This is a genomic window from Spirosoma aerophilum (assembly GCF_054782495.1).
In genome coordinates this window covers 239,896-255,239 of the sequence record NZ_BAAGSJ010000017.1, presented here as the reverse complement: position 1 = coordinate 255,239, position 15,344 = coordinate 239,896, and the positions used below count along the sequence as shown (strand labels likewise).

The 15,344-nt window shown below is 46.3% G+C and carries 21 protein-coding genes; 6 read left to right on the top strand and 15 right to left on the bottom strand.

The features are described 5' to 3' along the window. Positions 1–314: 314 nt before the first annotated feature. Both ACYVK4_RS23450 and ACYVK4_RS23445 read left to right on the top strand, forming a co-directional pair. A complete protein-coding gene (locus ACYVK4_RS23450; RefSeq protein WP_461129998.1) occupies positions 315–1,409 on the top strand; it encodes a type I restriction endonuclease in 1,095 nt (364 codons plus the stop codon). A gap of 92 nt (positions 1,410–1,501) precedes the next feature. Then, positions 1,502–4,447 carry a hypothetical protein gene (locus tag ACYVK4_RS23445; RefSeq protein WP_461129997.1) on the top strand — a complete coding sequence of 982 codons (2,946 nt, stop codon included), beginning with the start codon at positions 1,502–1,504 and terminating at the stop codon, positions 4,445–4,447. A 159-nt stretch (positions 4,448–4,606) separates the two neighbouring features. Here the strand turns inward: ACYVK4_RS23445 and ACYVK4_RS23440 are convergent, their stop codons facing one another. Next, positions 4,607–5,206, bottom strand: coding sequence for a hypothetical protein (locus ACYVK4_RS23440; protein WP_461129996.1), 600 nt, complete (start codon positions 5,204–5,206; stop codon positions 4,607–4,609). 233 nt (positions 5,207–5,439) lie between these two features. On the opposite strand from ACYVK4_RS23440, the gene ACYVK4_RS23435 reads away from it, so the two are divergent. Together ACYVK4_RS23435 and ACYVK4_RS23430 are read left to right on the top strand one after the other, a co-directional pair. Beyond that, entirely contained in the window at positions 5,440–5,706 is a 267-nt protein-coding gene (locus ACYVK4_RS23435) for a type II toxin-antitoxin system Phd/YefM family antitoxin (RefSeq protein ID WP_461129995.1), read from the top strand. A 60-nt stretch (positions 5,707–5,766) separates the two neighbouring features. Further along, positions 5,767–6,078, top strand: a complete 312-nt coding sequence (locus tag ACYVK4_RS23430; protein WP_461129994.1) for a type II toxin-antitoxin system RelE family toxin — start codon at positions 5,767–5,769, stop codon at positions 6,076–6,078. A gap of 62 nt (positions 6,079–6,140) precedes the next feature. Here ACYVK4_RS23430 and ACYVK4_RS23425 read toward each other — a convergent pair whose 3' ends face one another. The 7 genes from ACYVK4_RS23425 to ACYVK4_RS23395 form a co-directional block, all read right to left on the bottom strand. Beyond that, on the bottom strand, positions 6,141–8,219 hold the full coding sequence (locus ACYVK4_RS23425; protein ID WP_461129993.1) for a hypothetical protein: 2,079 nt from the start codon (positions 8,217–8,219) through the stop codon (positions 6,141–6,143). Between the two features lie 413 nt (positions 8,220–8,632). Then, the gene (locus ACYVK4_RS23420; protein ID WP_461129992.1) at positions 8,633–9,823 is read right to left on the bottom strand and encodes a toll/interleukin-1 receptor domain-containing protein; all 1,191 of its coding nucleotides are present in this window, start codon (positions 9,821–9,823) and stop codon (positions 8,633–8,635) included. A 188-nt stretch (positions 9,824–10,011) separates the two neighbouring features. Further along, complete coding sequence (locus ACYVK4_RS23415) at positions 10,012–10,158, bottom strand: hypothetical protein (RefSeq protein ID WP_461129991.1); 147 nt, start codon at positions 10,156–10,158, stop codon at positions 10,012–10,014. Next, entirely contained in the window at positions 10,155–10,631 is a 477-nt protein-coding gene (locus ACYVK4_RS23410; protein WP_461129990.1) for a hypothetical protein, read from the bottom strand. The genes ACYVK4_RS23415 and ACYVK4_RS23410 overlap by 4 nt, the downstream gene beginning before the upstream one ends. Continuing rightward, positions 10,631–11,092 carry a hypothetical protein gene (locus ACYVK4_RS23405; protein WP_461129989.1) on the bottom strand — a complete coding sequence of 154 codons (462 nt, stop codon included), beginning with the start codon at positions 11,090–11,092 and terminating at the stop codon, positions 10,631–10,633. Before ACYVK4_RS23405 ends, ACYVK4_RS23410 begins: the two co-directional genes overlap by 1 nt. Next, positions 11,089–11,217 (bottom strand): hypothetical protein, encoded by a 129-nt coding sequence (locus ACYVK4_RS23400; protein WP_461129988.1) that lies wholly within the window; start codon positions 11,215–11,217, stop codon positions 11,089–11,091. The genes ACYVK4_RS23405 and ACYVK4_RS23400 overlap by 4 nt, the downstream gene beginning before the upstream one ends. An 11-nt stretch (positions 11,218–11,228) precedes the next feature. Further along, positions 11,229–11,648 (bottom strand): hypothetical protein, encoded by a 420-nt coding sequence (locus ACYVK4_RS23395; protein WP_461129987.1) that lies wholly within the window; start codon positions 11,646–11,648, stop codon positions 11,229–11,231. 234 nt (positions 11,649–11,882) lie between these two features. On the opposite strand from ACYVK4_RS23395, the gene ACYVK4_RS23390 reads away from it, so the two are divergent. Continuing rightward, positions 11,883–12,152: a hypothetical protein gene (locus tag ACYVK4_RS23390; protein WP_461129986.1), complete on the top strand. Its 270-nt coding sequence runs from the start codon at positions 11,883–11,885 to the stop codon at positions 12,150–12,152. 93 nt (positions 12,153–12,245) lie between these two features. Beyond that, on the top strand, positions 12,246–13,007 hold the full coding sequence (locus ACYVK4_RS23385; protein ID WP_461129985.1) for a hypothetical protein: 762 nt from the start codon (positions 12,246–12,248) through the stop codon (positions 13,005–13,007). 83 nt (positions 13,008–13,090) lie between these two features. Here the strand turns inward: ACYVK4_RS23385 and ACYVK4_RS23380 are convergent, their stop codons facing one another. Genes ACYVK4_RS23380 through ACYVK4_RS23350 form a run of 7 tightly spaced genes read right to left on the bottom strand, consistent with a single transcriptional unit; the run spans position 13,091 to position 15,344 of the window. Beyond that, on the bottom strand, positions 13,091–13,282 hold the full coding sequence (locus ACYVK4_RS23380) for a hypothetical protein (protein ID WP_461129984.1): 192 nt from the start codon (positions 13,280–13,282) through the stop codon (positions 13,091–13,093). Continuing rightward, positions 13,231–13,902, bottom strand: coding sequence for a hypothetical protein (locus tag ACYVK4_RS23375; RefSeq protein ID WP_461129983.1), 672 nt, complete (start codon positions 13,900–13,902; stop codon positions 13,231–13,233). Before ACYVK4_RS23375 ends, ACYVK4_RS23380 begins: the two co-directional genes overlap by 52 nt. 5 nt (positions 13,903–13,907) lie before the next feature. Next, positions 13,908–14,057, bottom strand: coding sequence for a hypothetical protein (locus tag ACYVK4_RS23370; protein WP_461129982.1), 150 nt, complete (start codon positions 14,055–14,057; stop codon positions 13,908–13,910). Further along, entirely contained in the window at positions 14,054–14,359 is a 306-nt protein-coding gene (locus ACYVK4_RS23365) for a hypothetical protein (protein WP_461129981.1), read from the bottom strand. The genes ACYVK4_RS23370 and ACYVK4_RS23365 overlap by 4 nt, the downstream gene beginning before the upstream one ends. Continuing rightward, on the bottom strand, positions 14,356–14,847 hold the full coding sequence (locus ACYVK4_RS23360) for a hypothetical protein (protein WP_461129980.1): 492 nt from the start codon (positions 14,845–14,847) through the stop codon (positions 14,356–14,358). The genes ACYVK4_RS23365 and ACYVK4_RS23360 overlap by 4 nt, the downstream gene beginning before the upstream one ends. Positions 14,848–14,852: 5 nt before the next feature. Next, on the bottom strand, positions 14,853–15,023 hold the full coding sequence (locus ACYVK4_RS23355; protein ID WP_461129979.1) for a hypothetical protein: 171 nt from the start codon (positions 15,021–15,023) through the stop codon (positions 14,853–14,855). 18 nt (positions 15,024–15,041) lie between these two features. Further along, positions 15,042–15,344, bottom strand: coding sequence for a hypothetical protein (locus tag ACYVK4_RS23350; protein ID WP_461129978.1), 303 nt, complete (start codon positions 15,342–15,344; stop codon positions 15,042–15,044).

Here is a 15,344-nt window from a genome sequence, read left to right as displayed (position 1 = left end):
AGCCGAACCCGTCCAAGTGCCACCCATGCCGAGCGAAGGGTATGGAACAAATCAATTATTTTATTACGCCGGAGCGCAAATCGAAGTTCAAACATTACTGCCAGCTAAAAGGCGTATCAATGACTTCAATGCTCAATTCTCTTACTGCAAAAGAGCTCGATCAAAACTATGATCGAGCTGTTCTGTTGGCAGCTCGTAAAAAAATGCATAGACGAGCTAAGGCCTATAGATACATTCTAGGCAATTAGTTGATTAATAGGAAGTAGGAAAGTTGATTAATGTGTTTATACATAAAAACACATTAATCAGCCCTTATGGATTTTAAAGACCAGATCAAGCAATTAGCTGATCGAGTATCCCGCCTTAAAGATTCAATTCAAACCGAAGAGGCCACAAAGAACGCCTTTATCATGCCCTTTATCAATGTTCTTGGCTACGATGTATTCAACCCTTTTGAGGTAGTACCCGAATTCATTTCCGATATAGGTACTAAGAAAGGAGAAAAGGTAGATTACGCTATTATGAGGGAGGTTCCGGGAGGACTACCAGAACCTTGTTTGCTTATCGAATGTAAGCATTGGAAGCAGGCGTTAACCCTCCACGATAACCAACTACTCCGCTACTTTCACGTTACCAAGGCGCGGTTTGGTATTCTGACAAATGGTATTGTCTACAGGTTCTACACTGATCTTGTTGCGCCTAACAAAATGGATGAACAGCCCTTTCTGGAGATTGATCTTCTTGATTTGAAGGATAGCCAGATCGAAGAGCTTAAGAAGTTCAGCAAGCCTTATTTTGATGTTGATCAGATCTTGAGTACGGCCAGCGAGTTAAAATATACCAGTGCTCTAAAAAACATTCTAGCCCAAGAGTTTGCCAATCCATCAGAGTATTTCGTAAGGTTTTTTGCAAAAGGGATTTATGAAGGGGTATTGACAGCTAAAATGGTAGATTACTTCACCGGAATCGTCAAGAAGTCAATTGCTCAAACCATTTCTGAGCAAATTACGGACCGGCTAAAAACGGCTTTAGTTGCTGAAGAGTTGTCTTTACCAGTACCAACGCCAGCAAGTGAACAGGCTCCTGCAGCAACTGAAGAGAAAACCGGACCTACGATAGTCACCACCGCCGAAGAACTTGAAGGCTTTTACATCGTCCGTGCTATTCTTAGACCACAGGTTGCGGCCGAACGGATTGTTCACCGGGATGCGCAGTCTTACTTTGCCATTCTACTTGACGATAATAATCGAAAACCCATTTGTCGGTTAAATTTTAACGGTCAAAAAAAGTTTATCATCCTCTTTGATGAGTCAAAAAAAGAAGTTCGTCATGAATTGGCATCACTAAATGATATTTTCAACCATTCAGATGCTTTACAGAAGACACTAGCCAGCTACATTGTGTCCTAGTGTTCCTTTATATAAGTCTTGTCATAAAAGCCCGGTTACATTATCGGGCTTTTTGGTGTCCACTACTTTCGTGTATCCACTAACGTGCAATCATGGAAGACAAGGAAACACTACTCTTTGAAGTCAAACTGGACATTGCCCAGGTCAAAGAAAAAGCGGAACTCGCCCGTAATGCCATCGCTCAGCTGAGAGCCGAGAAGGTCGCCACCGACAAGGAGTTTCGCGACAAAGCCATCAACGCTGACGAATACGCCAAGTCGATGCAGGCCATCGAAACCCAGCTGGGACGGGCGCAGGGGCAACTGAAGACCTACACCAAAACCCTCGCCGATAACGAACGGGCCACCTTAGCCGCCGAAGGATCGAATGATCAGTTGAGGGCGAAACTATCTTTACTGGTACCGGTCTGGAATGCGGCCAGTAAAGCCGATCGGCAGTACAACGAAGGCATCAAAGCAGTTGGTCAGCAAATCAAGGCCCTCAACGACGAGTTAAAAGAAAACGAGGAGGCCATGGGTGATCACCGGCGCAGTGTCGGCGATTACGCCAAAGGTGTCCGGGTTGCCGGTGTGTCAGTGGGCGATGTTCAGGAGGCCTTGAAGGGAGGAGCCGAAGCCTTTCAGGTCTTTACCAAAGGCATTTCCGTGACCAAAGGCGCGCTGATCGCGCTGGGAGCGGTGCCCATATTAATTTTCTTGACGGGCTTAGTGCTACTCGTTCAGAAGTCGCAAGCGGCTATGGACAAGCTGAGTCAGTACGCCAAAGCCGCCGAGCTAGCCTTTGGTGTGCTGACCGACGGGATGATCAAGAACACCCGGATCATTATCGAAGCGTTCACCAGCTGGGACAAATTCAAGAACCTGTTTGCGGATCTACGGGCCAATGCCGACGCCACCACGAAAGCCATGGGCGAAGCTGCTCGGGCCGGTCTGGAGATAGCCGCCACGAATCAGCGTATTGAAGACAGTGAAATCAAACTGTCGGTTGCCCGTGCGCAGGCCCGGAAAGACATTGAGAAATACAAGCTGCTCGCGGAGGATACCAGCAAATCGAATACCGTACGCGCAGCGGCCGCCAAGAAAGCGTTTGACCTGGAAAACTCCTCGGCGCAGGAAGCTCTGAAGCTCCAAAAACAGCGCATCGCCAATCTGGAACGGGAACAGAAATACGGTACCCGCAACCGGGAAGATGCCCGTAAACTCGCTGAGGAGCGGATCAAGCTCGCTGAGATCGAAGAAGATTCTGTCGGCCGTCAGACGGAGTTGAATAACAACCTCAACAGCATCCGTCAGGATGGGATTACCAAAGCGAAGGAAGCGGCCGCCCTGGCGGCTCAGGAGTCGATTGCCGAAGCCGAACGGGCGCTGATCCTTGCCAAACAAAAGGGTCAGGATACCTTACCCATCGAAGAGGAAATCATTCGTCGAAAAGCGAAGGCCCAGCTGATCGAGGAAAAGAAAGGGGCCCAGCAACGCAAGCTGATCGAGGCCCAGACCAACGCGGAGATACTGGCTCTTCGTGTCGCTCATGCCACCGAACTGAATCTGCAAACTAACAACATTACCCAAGCGGGTATCGATGGTAGCCTGGCTATCGTTCGGCAGGGAACCAAAGAAGAATTAAACCTACGTATCGAGAGTCTGCGCGCGCAAGGACAGGCCGAAGCTATCGCAATTGAACAACGATTAGCTGGTAAGGCAAACGAGAAACAGCGACAAATTGAGCAGGGCAAAGTCGCCTTGCAGACTCAGGCCAAAATTGATGCCGCCCGCCAGCAGTACGACGAAGCCGAAATCCAGCGCATGAATCAGATGCAGGAGGATCGACTATCGTTCGAGGAGAATTTCGGCGATGTGCGGCTTTCAGATTTACGGGGTTTGGCCGGTGATCGGATAGATCTGGAGGAGAAGACCCAGACCGATTTACTGGAGATACAGAAAAATTACGGTCGTATCAGCGACGAGGAATACTTAACCCGGCTTAACGCGATTCAGGCGAAAGCCCGTGCCGCTGATCGGGAATTGAATCGACTACTCGACGAAGATGTCCTCAACGACGAAAAGGCACGTATTGAATCGCGGATTAGTGGTGTGCGGGCTGGCACTAAAGAGGAACTTAAGGCACGCATCGATGCAATTAACAATGAGCGCCGGTTATCGCTCAACGTGGCCAAACTAACCGCTGATCAACGAAAGGCCATCAACGACAAGGCAAACCGGGAGATCAAAGATGCTCAGGAAGCGTTTGGTCGGGATCAGATCAATTCGATTCTTGATACAGCCAGTACGGCGACCGATGCGCTCAGTAGGGTTTTCGAAGCGCAGGCGCAGCGGGCCAATGATCTGCTCAACAAACAGAAAGATGCGGCACTGACTTCGGTGGGTCTGTCGGCCGAGGCTCGTACGAAGATCGAAGAGAAGTTTGCCGCCCGTCAGGAAGAGCTGGACCGAAAGTCAGCCGAACGTCGTCGTAAGATTGCTACCATCGAGAACATTATTGCCACGGCCCGGGGTGTCACCGAAGCGCTGTTGTTACCACCACCGTTCGATATCATCAAAACGGCGCTCGTAATTGCCACCGGTGCCGCCCAACAAGCCGTCATTGCTTCTCAGCAGTTCGCCAAGGGTGGTATCGTTCATGGCCCGAGTCATAAGGAGGGGGGCGTTAAGATGTTCCACAAATCGGGCGCATACCTGGGCGAAATGGAGGGCGAAGAAATCGTTCTGACCAGTGGTGTATACCGTGATCCGGAATTACGGGCGAAGGCCTCAGCGCTCAACGTTGCCGGTGGTGGTATCGCCTTTGCCAGTGAAACGCCCCGTACCTACGTACCGAAACGAATGGATATGGGGGGCATCGTTACCCCGCCGATGATCAGCGGTGCCAGTGGTGGATCTGCCATCGACTACAACAAGCTGTCGAAAGTGATGGTCCATGCTGTTCAGCAGTTGCCGCCCTCGATCATTCGGGTAACGTCGCTTCGTTCGGCGGTCGATAAAGAAGTCAAGGTGGAAAGCCGGGCCGATATTGGCGTGTAACTGTACAAAAAAAATCGGGATTATACATTGCCTTTCAGACGAACTATTTGTAAATCTACAAATTGAAAAAAGCCGCTTCCAATCAATGGAGCGGCTTTTTCGTTTTTCATTTGTAAATCTACAAATGGGATGTACAAAATAAATCGGGATTATACATTCTCATTTTATATACTTTTTGATCATCGGCTCATATCCAGGAAACTCATTTGGATTTAGGTATACCTTATCCGGATCGGTTGTCATGTTAAGTACTTTATAATCCGGTGCGGGTCCCGTTTGAAGTATGTACTCATTTAGCATTTTAGCGGCGAACGCATTAGTACCCCGAAGCTTAAAGAGGTATTTATAAGCGGCTATATCATTAACATGGGTACCCATCTGGTTTTCGATAGCTTTGATCTCCTTAATGATCTTATTATTTTGAGTGATTTTGCCTTGTAACTCCCTAACCTCATTTTTATCATACAAGGTGGGGAAGGATCGTCTGTATCCTTCCTGCCTTTTTAATTCGGCTTTGTCGCTTTGGATCTCTTCGCCGAAACTGTCAATACGATACTTAATATTATCTCGGTAAGAAGTTGAGTCTAATAAAGTAATTTCTACGAATTCATAGCTGCTTGCATCGTTCAGTTTGGGCTTGATGTACGTTTCGGCATTCTGCCTGACGATATCAATCTGATTTCTTTTCTTCTGACAAGCGGTCTGGGCAACTAACATTGCCAGTAGAATCAATCCTTTAAGAATAAAATTTGACTTCATATACAGACGGGTTTTTCGAACAAAGTACCATAAACAGGGCAAAGCGAAAAACCCAGGCCAATACTCAGACTGACTTATTTATTAGGTGGAAATAAAAACACCACAAACTGTACAGAATAAACATTTTGTAATTAAAGTAATTTATGTTAGCTTTGTTCCAACCAATGAATGAATTAACCAATCCAGGTTGACCTGCATCGTCCATCTAACCAATCTTTTTAAAATCCTACAAAATGAACGCAATCCTAGAAAGATCCTCCGCTCAAGACGCGCGAAAAAATCTCTCCGAAATTATCGGGAAGGCTGCTTTCGGCAACCAACCTACCGTTATAACCCGTTCGGGTAAAAATGCTGCTGTAGTGATCTCGTATGAAGATTACGAACGATTCCGTGAACTTGAAGACAAGTATGACGGAGACCTGGCGACCAAACGTCTTGCTTCTGGTGGCAAACGTTACTCGCTGGATGAAGTGAAGACCGAATTAGGTCTTAATGAGTGACCGACTGGGCAACCCGACTTATCCGATCTGGTTGCCCATTAACTTTTAAACATGGCTAGGATGAATACTGAAAAAGAAGAACAGACGAACAACAAAGTTTATGTAATCGAATTTGAAGAAGCTGCGCTACGTGATCTGAAGAAGCTGTCGAAGCAGGTACAAATACAAATTCTTGACGTTATAGAGGGTTTAGCAATCAATCCACGTCCAGCGGGTGTTGAACCATTAACCCAATTTAAGGGACTCTATCGAGTCCGTTCCGGCAATTACCGCATAGTCTATTCAATTGAAGACCAAAAATTGATAGTTACTGTGGCCGCCATTGCTGACCGTAACAAAATTTACGACGTTGTAGAGCGTCGTTACACCTAAAAATGATCTCACTTTTCCGTTATATAAAAAAACCGCATCGGCCAGACGATGCGGTTTTTTTATTAAAAAGCGATCAAGGCTACCTGCGCTAAACTGTCAGACTGATAGTCGCCTACCCGATTCAAATAATAGTATCCGTCTGAGATGGTTATCGCCCCCACCTGCACGCGTTGTAAGCGAATCGGTAACCGGTAGTCGATGCCGGCGATATCATTGGGATACAGGCGCATCGTTAGCCCCACCGCTCGCATGCGTCGGAGCACGCGTTGCAGACTCCCATAGTAGCGTTCGATCGAGCAAACCTCACCCCGGGCGATACCCAGCGGTCCGAACGATAGACTAAACTGAGTGTTGACACCACTGACCACATCCGGACGCTGGCCAAACCAGCACGGTTTGAGTTGCAGCACCACGGGTTCTACCGTGACGCCATCGTCTTTTAGCTGGGTGGAGTTGACCGGGAACGGCCCATCCAGTGAGGCCAGCAGTAAGCGAGGAGCCGTATTTTGATTGTTGATGTTCAGACTCTCGCCCCTGCCCGATACGCTTCGTAGTTTGACCAGCACCGGATTACCGTAGCCAGGTATCGACTCTTCGCTATTGGTGGACGCACCGAAAGGCATTTCGAATAAAGTTACCTCAGCGTCCAGTACTGGAGCGTTCACGGTGATAATACCGTCCCCGTAGTTGAGTAGCTTCTTTCCGATCGTACGGCCCGCTTTCTTGGCTTCGTCGGTCTCCTTCCAGGTCAGCAGGTTAATTTGTCCATACGGGTCGATTCGTGGCGTCCATTTGATTTCACTACTCGTATCAATGCGATAGCTCCAGTCAACGGCTTTGTCGATATTAGCCGGTACCTCATCGAAGTAGTTGAACTGCACCTGGTGGCGAACAGAGTCCACCTCCCAGGTACCACACAGCTGATAGGCGATGGCCACCATCACCGCTTTGGCCGTCAGGTCGGGTAAGTTCCTAGCTGTTTTCCATATGTCGCCAAAGCTAGTCGTCAACATGGGTGTAAAGTTGACAAATGAACTGTCCGGGTCGTTGAAAATAACAATGTGGTAGTTCCCTACTTTCGTCATTCGTCGAGCCTGAAGCCGTATTTGAATTCGATCACCTGCCTTACATTTGACCGTCTGACGCAGATTCAGTATATCCTCTCTCAGGAATAGAAGATTATAGCCCGCTGGTGCCTCAAGTCTCGCTCCGTCGCCAATATCCTGACCGTTTTTAACGATACTGAGAATAATTTCTACGACACCTGTTAAGGACATAGCCTTCAGCTTTTGAGAAGCCTCGACCTTCAGATTCATCGCCGTATCACAGACGTAGGCATACGTTTGCGTATTGTAGTTCTTCAGGCTGCCCTGATAGAAAGTGTCGATGTTATCGAGGTTGTAAGGCTGTATCCGGTCGAGCCAGTTGGATTTACCCAACGCCCCGCGGCTAACCTCATCGTCGAGTCGTTGCATGGTCACCCGGGCGAACCGGTCGATCTGCCACTGTTCGTCGTAGTTGGTCGGCTCGGACTCCGAGAAGGGGATAAACAGTCGCTTATACAATTCATCGTCGAGGATAGAACCCGTCAGGGTATAGCCCTCTTCGGCGAGTGCCCGGGCGAGTATCGTTTTGACGAATATCGCCGGGAACACCGTATCGAGCGGCTGTATACCATTCTTGAGTAAACCGTAGTCGATCAGGGGATAAAACAGCCCGTCAGTGGCATTGGCGTACCGGTTGATGTTCTCGACGGTCCACGCGTGATCGTAGTTGCTAAGCTCCAGCGTCTGGAGTGATCGGTCGAGCCGGGTGAAGAGATCCCGTTTTTCTTCGTACAACTCGATTTCCCAACCCGCCGAAAAGCTGCTCAGCTGGGCAATACCGGAAAACGTTACCTCCCCGCCCCGGATAACTTTCGCGCGCAGCGGATTATACGGAAGCTTCGAGCCACTGTCCAGCTGCTCGGCATTCTCCAGTAGTTTACGGACCGCCAGACTATCGGGGATTGTAAACGAGTTGGTGTAGGAGGTCTGGAGCGTATCGGGCTTGGTCAGATCGTTACCCTGGTGGGTTTCGGAGATAACGTCGGCAGTGCATACCCAGACGTTATTGAGATATAAACCATCCTTAATAATCATAGTTTTGACAGTGACTAGTGCCTCATTATCTCCACTTCTTCTGGTATTTTCCTTACTGGAGTTGAGTATCATGAATAAAATACGAATGTACAGTACATGAAAAAAGCGAACCCTTCGATTCGCCTTTTCCGTCTTGTCATTTCTTGTTTGGGGCTATTGTATTCTGATAAATAATCGTTCATAAGCTTATGTTTTTCAAACCCTCACGTTTCTCTTTTCGTGCTAGAGAGGCTTCGACACCACTTTTGCCTTATCAGCCAGTTTAGGATCAGCCTTAGACTTAATGCCGCGTAAAATAGTTTATGAATAATACTATTAAACCCTAGCTAATTCCATCTTCTTTATGAAATAATAGTTTTTTCAGATTGATTCACGAACCAATTAAAAGACAATGCACAGGTTTTGTATGTGACCTATCTTCTATCAAAGTATTTTTTTTCATCTGCGGGAATAATCTTTTTTTGAATATATATACCCTCATCTACTTGGAAATAACTTCCATAATCAATTAGTAGAGCAACCGAATCTTTTATTGATCTATAATTTACTTTACTCTTATGTATTTTTTCAAAATACTCTTCTAAAAAAATCGCCATTACTTTAGGCGATTGTAGCATAATGCTTAATAAATCATTTTGCTTAGCTAATAATATGTTGATCTTTTCGTTCGAATTTTTCAGTATATACCATCGAGTTCCTGGCTTCAAGCCATAATGAATTGGACTTTTCAAAAATGAGCCTACTTTATGCTTGAGATCAAGATTTAGACTCTTACTTTTTAATAAATTTTCAATATCAAGTAGAACTATATCCGTCCTACTCCGTTTTACCATAAACCATTTAAGTCCATATGTTAAAGGTGGAAAACGACTTGATAAGCAGAGTGTATAAAGTTCATTTAATAGTTGGATACATGTTTGAAAACGAATAGGATTAATTAAAACTATATCTTTTTCATTAATTCCCTCATCATAGATATTTTTATTATCTAAATCTAATTCTAATTCTATTAAATGATCGAATTGATTATTTTTAATAATAATCTTAAGTTCCCGACAAATAACATAATTATTTTCATCCCTCACATAATCTTTTATGCTGCCGATTTTTTTATAATCAGCAGGAATAATCTCGTTTGGAGCTATTTTTTTGTAGAAGGATTTGTAAGTAAAAATGGATGGTAACACGTAGAGATTTTTTGACAATTCTTTTACTAGCATACTAAAGTTACTATCGTAATAGTCGCTCCGTAAGTCTAGGTACTGAATGTGCGCTAAAGTCATCGGTATAGCGTCAATCCATTCTTCACCTGCTGCCCAAACGGCATATATTGGTAATTTTTTTGCCTGTGTCAATAGGACTTCGCTCCGGACAAAGGGCGATTTCATCGAGTTAGGAGTAGCAATCAGCAAAACGGCGAAGCTCTCCTCGACTGCTGCCCTTATTGCCAACTCCCAATCAGGAGTTCCAGGGTTCAGTCCTTCGAAATCTATCCAAACCTCAATGCCGTGCTTCCTTAAGTCTTCTGCTATTCTGTTAGCAAATTCCTGATCGATTCGTGAATAGCTAATAAATACCCGTTTAACAGATTCTATTACAACCATCTAATTGAAGGGTTTTATATTCTGAAAAAATCCTGTATGTATAGGAAGTCTTACTCTGCTCAATTAACTAAATCACAAGAATAAGCTTATGTAAAGTCAGAGCAATTTAGTAAACGGCATAACTTCATTAACAAGAATCAAATTTATTAAAGTGATGAAACAACAGAGACCGGTACAATCCATCACGATCAGCCATGAGCCAGTACCTTTTCGTTAAGTTTCTTCATTTTGGCGTACACCCGGCGACCACTCGATGCAGTCCGCTCGGCGAAGCTCATGCGATTGTAGACCACGCAGTAGAAGCGTAGGAAGTATTGATCGGCTGACTCTTTCATGCTCGGAAGGATTTAGTTGAAGGAAAACGGATCTGGAACTCGATACCGATCCGGTTGGCTGACTCCCGCCACACCGCATAGGTGCCGGTGGCCACGTGCACGGGTACACTCCGGACGATACCGGATTTGTCCGGAGCGATCACATACACGCGTGTTGACAGGAAGATCGTTTTAATAACATCACTGTCAGGCTGGGTCAGTCCGCCAGCCCGAACCGTCAGCACGTCGCGGCCGACACGGCGGGTGTCTTTGATCGCTCCGGCCTGCTCGAATTCGCCCGATGACTGAGCATCGAAATCAGTATCGGTATTCCCGCGAAACAGGTAGTAAGCCCAGCCACGGGGTGACTCCCAGCCCAGCAGAACGCCGGGTACCCGGCATGTTGGCGCCGTTACCGGGTAGTCGGTACCGATCAGCTTCTGAAACGTTTTATCAAACGTCAGATCGAAAGTTTTTTGATTGAGTATAAACATCAGGTGTGGAAGATCGTCGATCGTATTTCTTTGAATAAGGCGTCCTGTATTCGGGGACTGAGCAGCTTCTTAACGCGCTCGACATTGAGCGGATCAGAGAGCACCCCGCCCGGATTATGGCGGTTGGGTACCTGTATACCGTACTTGGCTATGTTGGTGGCGATACCCCAGGGTGAACCCGACAGGCCCGCCAGCTGCATCCATTCGGCAATTGCCTCCACCATCTTGCGGCCGGGCTTCTCGGATTTGTTGGGGCCCCTTCCTTTTTGCAGATAGACCCACGTGATCGAGCCGTACAGCTTACCTGACAGCGTTCGGCCGTCCGCATCGACGGTCCAGCGTAAGGAGCGGTTGGTTCGTCCAGATTTGGTCAGGCCCTTGCTGTCTGAACTCTCGATGACGTCGTTAGCCAGGTTGCCCATGCCATCGTCGAGGATTGTCTGAGCAATGTCTAAGATCATGACTGAGGTCGTTTGGGCAGGTTGTATGATTCGGCGATTGATTTAGCGATCGCTTCCCAGATGCCAGTAAGTGGACCAACCGCCGTGATTGTCTTTACCCGCTTACGGGGTAGTTTCTTTTTCATGGTATGGATAGTTAACAGTACGCTTGAGTGAATTTGGAAACGCAGTTGACCACGAAGCGAATGCCATCGAGGTTTTTATCGGTCTGATTAATGCCTTCGGAAAATGGCACCGGCCCTTTTATTTCGTAGTTATTTGATAGCCTTGTGAGTATCTGTTTCATCAAAGGCTCAAGGGCGGCAAATCGGGGCTTCCGATCTGTTGGATTATCACTGAGGTTACTTTTGAAAAGTAGCCAGATTCGCATATTGTAGTTAGTCTCCCAGGCCCCTTGCTGATCTTCTGTAGAACTACCGGAAACAAAACCTTCGTGGTACATGACGATCAGATCAGGATTAGTATAATCTACACCAATGTTAAACGCCGGCTTGTCGCCATAGATAAACGTTAGGCCGAACTCAGCGGCAATCGCGGTAAGGGTAGATAGCATCATAGTAGATGCAAATTCGGGCACAGGCCGGCAGTATTTGACTTAGGCTATTAAATAGGTCTTTACTTTTTTACTACGTTAGTAAAAAGTCGTATTATAGCGAAAGATTCATTAGTAGGGAATTATCGATTCGGAGATCGGATGATAAGCCCTTCTGCTAAGGAGTTTAGGTTACTCCGGTCTAGATAGCTTGAAGCGTGATCAGAGCTTTTTTTGTGAATTTAAATTAACATATATATGAGTGATAAAATTTTAGTACGAATTGAGTACAATGAATTGGATGGAGATATCCACTATGAGCACGACCTTGAAAGTGAGCAAGGTGATAATGGATATAATACTATTGCCGACAGAGTAGACAGCGACTTGGCTTTCGAATTCGGTGAAGTAATAGATGAAAGATACCCTAACTTGGGTGATGAGGAGGAAAGCGAATACCCTTCCTTCGAGCAAGTAAAAGCCGATTATCAAAAATTTATTGTAGCTAAAGGCTCTAATTTAGCTTAGTATAACGCATTCTTGTTTAGCCCTGCCTACAGTCGGGGTGGTTTTTGCTTAAAAAAACCACCCCGACTGTAGGCAGGCTTTCTTTTCAAAAAAGTGGAAGATCCAATCAATAATCTTAATCAAGAAGCTAAGTCCCTAGAAAGAATCACAGATGTATTGGGATATCTAAATATTGGTTTTGTTGTGGCAGCAGCAATAGTCACTATTGCCACTTTTTTCATAAGTGATAAATTAGCAAAAGCGAAAGAAAGAATTTCGGATTTAAAAATCGCAAAAGCTAACGAAGGAATATCTATAGCACAAAGTGAGATTGAAAAATCAAAGGTTGTAATAGCAACTACAAACGAGAAAGCTCAAAAGGCTTCGCAATCTGCCCAAGAAGCTAAAAATAAACAGGCTGAATTAGAAATAGAAATGGCTAATGCGAGGGCGAGACAAGCCGATGCAGAGCGAAAACAATCAATTGCCGAGTTGGAGCTCATGAAATTGAAACAAAGTTTAGCCCCAAGACTCTTATCTAAGCATCAGCAGGATAAGTTGCATAAGTTGTTAGTTCAGTATCCTGGCAGTAGAGTCATTATCGACAATGTTCTCGCTGACTCTGAGTCAGAACAACTTGCACTAGAACTCGAAAAAATTTTTCAATCTGCGGGATGGAACATAGAAGCTTCAGCAAAGCAATACACCGTGACACCAGTAGGAATGTCAGTTTATGTCCAAAATCCAAGTCCTTTTGCAAGTGCTTTATTAAACTTAATACAGGAAATAGATCCCTCGGCTAAAGGATTTATAGATGTAAAGTTAAAAGCACCAATTGCTATTAGTATTGGTATAAAAAATAGAGCAACTAATTAGGTTTTTCTTAAAAACGTTCTCTTACTTAAATATAAATAATTTAGGACCTAATAGTTGGTTTAAGCTTAGACTTTACTTTTTAATTAGACAATACCGGAACGGTTAATAAACTGATTGTACTCGTACTGCCAGCGTGCCTGGTGGTGAATCAGCGCTAGCGTTGACATAAACTCATCGTAGGCCAATTGCTGAGCCTCTTCATCCCGGATACGTTTCTGAGCCGCTACCCGCGCAATGAGAGCCGCTTCCTGATATGCTGCCAGTTCCGGAACCATCTCATCCGCAATGTTTTCGGCGGGCCGCTTGGGTATCGTATGTCGAAACTCATGAGCCCAGAAGCTTTCGGACTCGCTAAGCTGGACAAAAAAAAAGCCGACAGGGGTAACGCTTCCGTCACGGGCAACGCTTCGACAACGGGTATTACCTCAGCGATCGCGTCAGTATCGGTCAATGGTTTGCCCGTGATCAGCGGATAGAGAAAGATGGCCAGCATCGGTACAGCGAGCAGGATATAATCCGCTTCGCCCTCCTCTTCGATGGCATCGTTGACGATCATGCGCGCACTCTCTACCTGCAGCTGGGTACACAAACCAATATCAGCCGGTGGACGAACACCCGCAACCTCAAACGGTACTTCCAACGCTGGCCAGTTTGGCATCGGGCCCAGCACCGGCAACCACTCATTGAGCATGCGGTCGATGTCGCCGGCTGGTGCTGCATGATAAGCAGCCAGGTCCGATACGAAGGCTTTGGCCGTTTCGTACGGGTCGAGGTAGATCGTACCGTCTTCGTTGGTTTTGCGCTTGGGATACAGATCAACGAACTGTTTGATGTTGACCTCGAACCATGCGGAGGGCAACGTAAATTCAATATTCTTGCCTTTGGCGGTTAGCATTATTGTTAGTTGAAAGAGATGGAGCAGGCCTCCACGTGTGTTTTAATTTGGAAATAGCCGCGCGTTTCAACGACGGGTATCATAACCGAGTAGCGGTGCCAGTCGCCCAGCGGCACGACATGGACGAAGCGGAACCAGATGTAGTGGTCAGTCATTTCTTGATCTTTTTACTTCTTGAATACCAGAAACAAGGTAAAGCCTCTATACCTCTGACCCAAACCTGAGCGCCATTGAATCGACGAACAAATTCGGTGTAGGGTTTTAGTTCGGGCATCGCCACGACTGTCAGGCCATAGCGAACGAACGGCCGCACGATCCTCGACTGAACCACACGAACCGATCTGATCAGGTAGATCGAGCCGATACCTTTCGCGCCGATAGATACCAGGTACTGGCCCTTGATCGGAGCCGGATCGTCCGGGCTGAGGTCATACGACAGGTTGCGGGCTTCGGTCATAATCCGTCGATGTCTTTTCGTTCGATCAATACGTTCATATCGAATACCTCATACCCATGTCGGCAATAGTCGCCGAAGATCCGCATCAGTTCATTGAATCGCATTTCGACATACCCGTCAGGCCGAACCTTGCTGGTATAATGCTCCAGGGGCTTGATCAGCTTCTCACGAACCTGCGCTGGAGCGAAATCGACCATGGCGTCATCATGACGTTTCCAGATCGCAAACGCCTTATCATCGAGCTTGACCAGTACCGGCTGATTGAGATTATAGCCGACGTAAGGCGATTGATTGAGCAGACCTGTCTCGAATAATCCAAGTACAATTGGTCTTACTATATAAAACTTTGCCTCGAATCCTTTCCCGCAGATAACCTTAACTAGCCCCGTATCCTCGTACACGGACTCAATTTGGCCGATAAATTCTCCTTCGTCACCAAAGCCTGTTACAAGCTGGTAGATGTTCTCTTTTGCTTCTTCGAGTGTCATAGCGGTTAGTCGATTAGTATTGAATAGGCTTTGATCAGATTACCGAAGCCGCCCAGGAGTAAGAAGAACACAGCCAACGGATTTGGTACGGTCAGCATACCGTACAGGCACCAGGCGCCCGCACTGAGGAATACAATAAACTTTGTCACTTTCCATAAGTAGCCTCCTATTGTCATAATAGATTGATTTAAATGTTATTCTTTTGATTCACGTAAGCTTAGCCACTGATTGGTTAGTCGGGCAGGCTCTTCCTGAAAAGCATTCAGGTTATCGTGTAAGTATTGTGCGAGCTGAAAAAAGGCTGATCTATCAATTTTGGGTTCGGCTCCCAATGGTAATAGCTGATCCTGACTAGCGATTAACTCGCCATTCTTCGACCATACGCTTGTGACTTCTCGAATCGGGTATGTGATGCCATCGCCAGCCCGTTCAATCGTTGTAATGATTACTTCTTCAATGCGTACAGGTGGCCGCATAAAAACCAATTTTCCTTCCAT

What these genes read in the sequence shown, in the direction of transcription:
- ACYVK4_RS23395 (WP_461129987.1), bottom strand. Translation starts at nt 11,648, where the DNA reads ATGATGCTATCTACCCTTACCGCGATTGCCGCTGAGTTCGGCCTAACG.
- ACYVK4_RS23440 (WP_461129996.1), bottom strand. Translation starts at nt 5,206, where the DNA reads ATGAAGTCAAATTTTATTCTTAAAGGATTGATTCTACTGGCAATGTTA.
- ACYVK4_RS23360 (WP_461129980.1), bottom strand. Translation starts at nt 14,847, where the DNA reads ATGACACTCGAAGAAGCAAAAGAGAACATCTACCAGCTTGTAACAGGC.
- ACYVK4_RS23435 (WP_461129995.1), top strand. Translation starts at nt 5,440, where the DNA reads ATGAACGCAATCCTAGAAAGATCCTCCGCTCAAGACGCGCGAAAAAAT.
- ACYVK4_RS23355 (WP_461129979.1), bottom strand. Translation starts at nt 15,023, where the DNA reads ATGACAATAGGAGGCTACTTATGGAAAGTGACAAAGTTTATTGTATTC.
- ACYVK4_RS23410 (WP_461129990.1), bottom strand. Translation starts at nt 10,631, where the DNA reads ATGTTTATACTCAATCAAAAAACTTTCGATCTGACGTTTGATAAAACG.
- ACYVK4_RS23420 (WP_461129992.1), bottom strand. Translation starts at nt 9,823, where the DNA reads ATGGTTGTAATAGAATCTGTTAAACGGGTATTTATTAGCTATTCACGA.
- ACYVK4_RS23365 (WP_461129981.1), bottom strand. Translation starts at nt 14,359, where the DNA reads ATGACCGAAGCCCGCAACCTGTCGTATGACCTCAGCCCGGACGATCCG.
- ACYVK4_RS23450 (WP_461129998.1), top strand. Translation starts at nt 315, where the DNA reads ATGGATTTTAAAGACCAGATCAAGCAATTAGCTGATCGAGTATCCCGC.
- ACYVK4_RS23400 (WP_461129988.1), bottom strand. Translation starts at nt 11,217, where the DNA reads ATGAAAAAGAAACTACCCCGTAAGCGGGTAAAGACAATCACGGCGGTT.
- ACYVK4_RS23445 (WP_461129997.1), top strand. Translation starts at nt 1,502, where the DNA reads ATGGAAGACAAGGAAACACTACTCTTTGAAGTCAAACTGGACATTGCC.
- ACYVK4_RS23425 (WP_461129993.1), bottom strand. Translation starts at nt 8,219, where the DNA reads ATGATTATTAAGGATGGTTTATATCTCAATAACGTCTGGGTATGCACT.
- ACYVK4_RS23370 (WP_461129982.1), bottom strand. Translation starts at nt 14,057, where the DNA reads ATGACTGACCACTACATCTGGTTCCGCTTCGTCCATGTCGTGCCGCTG.
- ACYVK4_RS23375 (WP_461129983.1), bottom strand. Translation starts at nt 13,902, where the DNA reads ATGCTAACCGCCAAAGGCAAGAATATTGAATTTACGTTGCCCTCCGCA.
- ACYVK4_RS23430 (WP_461129994.1), top strand. Translation starts at nt 5,767, where the DNA reads ATGAATACTGAAAAAGAAGAACAGACGAACAACAAAGTTTATGTAATC.
- ACYVK4_RS23380 (WP_461129984.1), bottom strand. Translation starts at nt 13,282, where the DNA reads ATGGTTCCGGAACTGGCAGCATATCAGGAAGCGGCTCTCATTGCGCGG.
- ACYVK4_RS23350 (WP_461129978.1), bottom strand. Translation starts at nt 15,344, where the DNA reads ATGGAAGGAAAATTGGTTTTTATGCGGCCACCTGTACGCATTGAAGAA.
- ACYVK4_RS23405 (WP_461129989.1), bottom strand. Translation starts at nt 11,092, where the DNA reads ATGATCTTAGACATTGCTCAGACAATCCTCGACGATGGCATGGGCAAC.
- ACYVK4_RS23415 (WP_461129991.1), bottom strand. Translation starts at nt 10,158, where the DNA reads ATGAAAGAGTCAGCCGATCAATACTTCCTACGCTTCTACTGCGTGGTC.
- ACYVK4_RS23390 (WP_461129986.1), top strand. Translation starts at nt 11,883, where the DNA reads ATGAGTGATAAAATTTTAGTACGAATTGAGTACAATGAATTGGATGGA.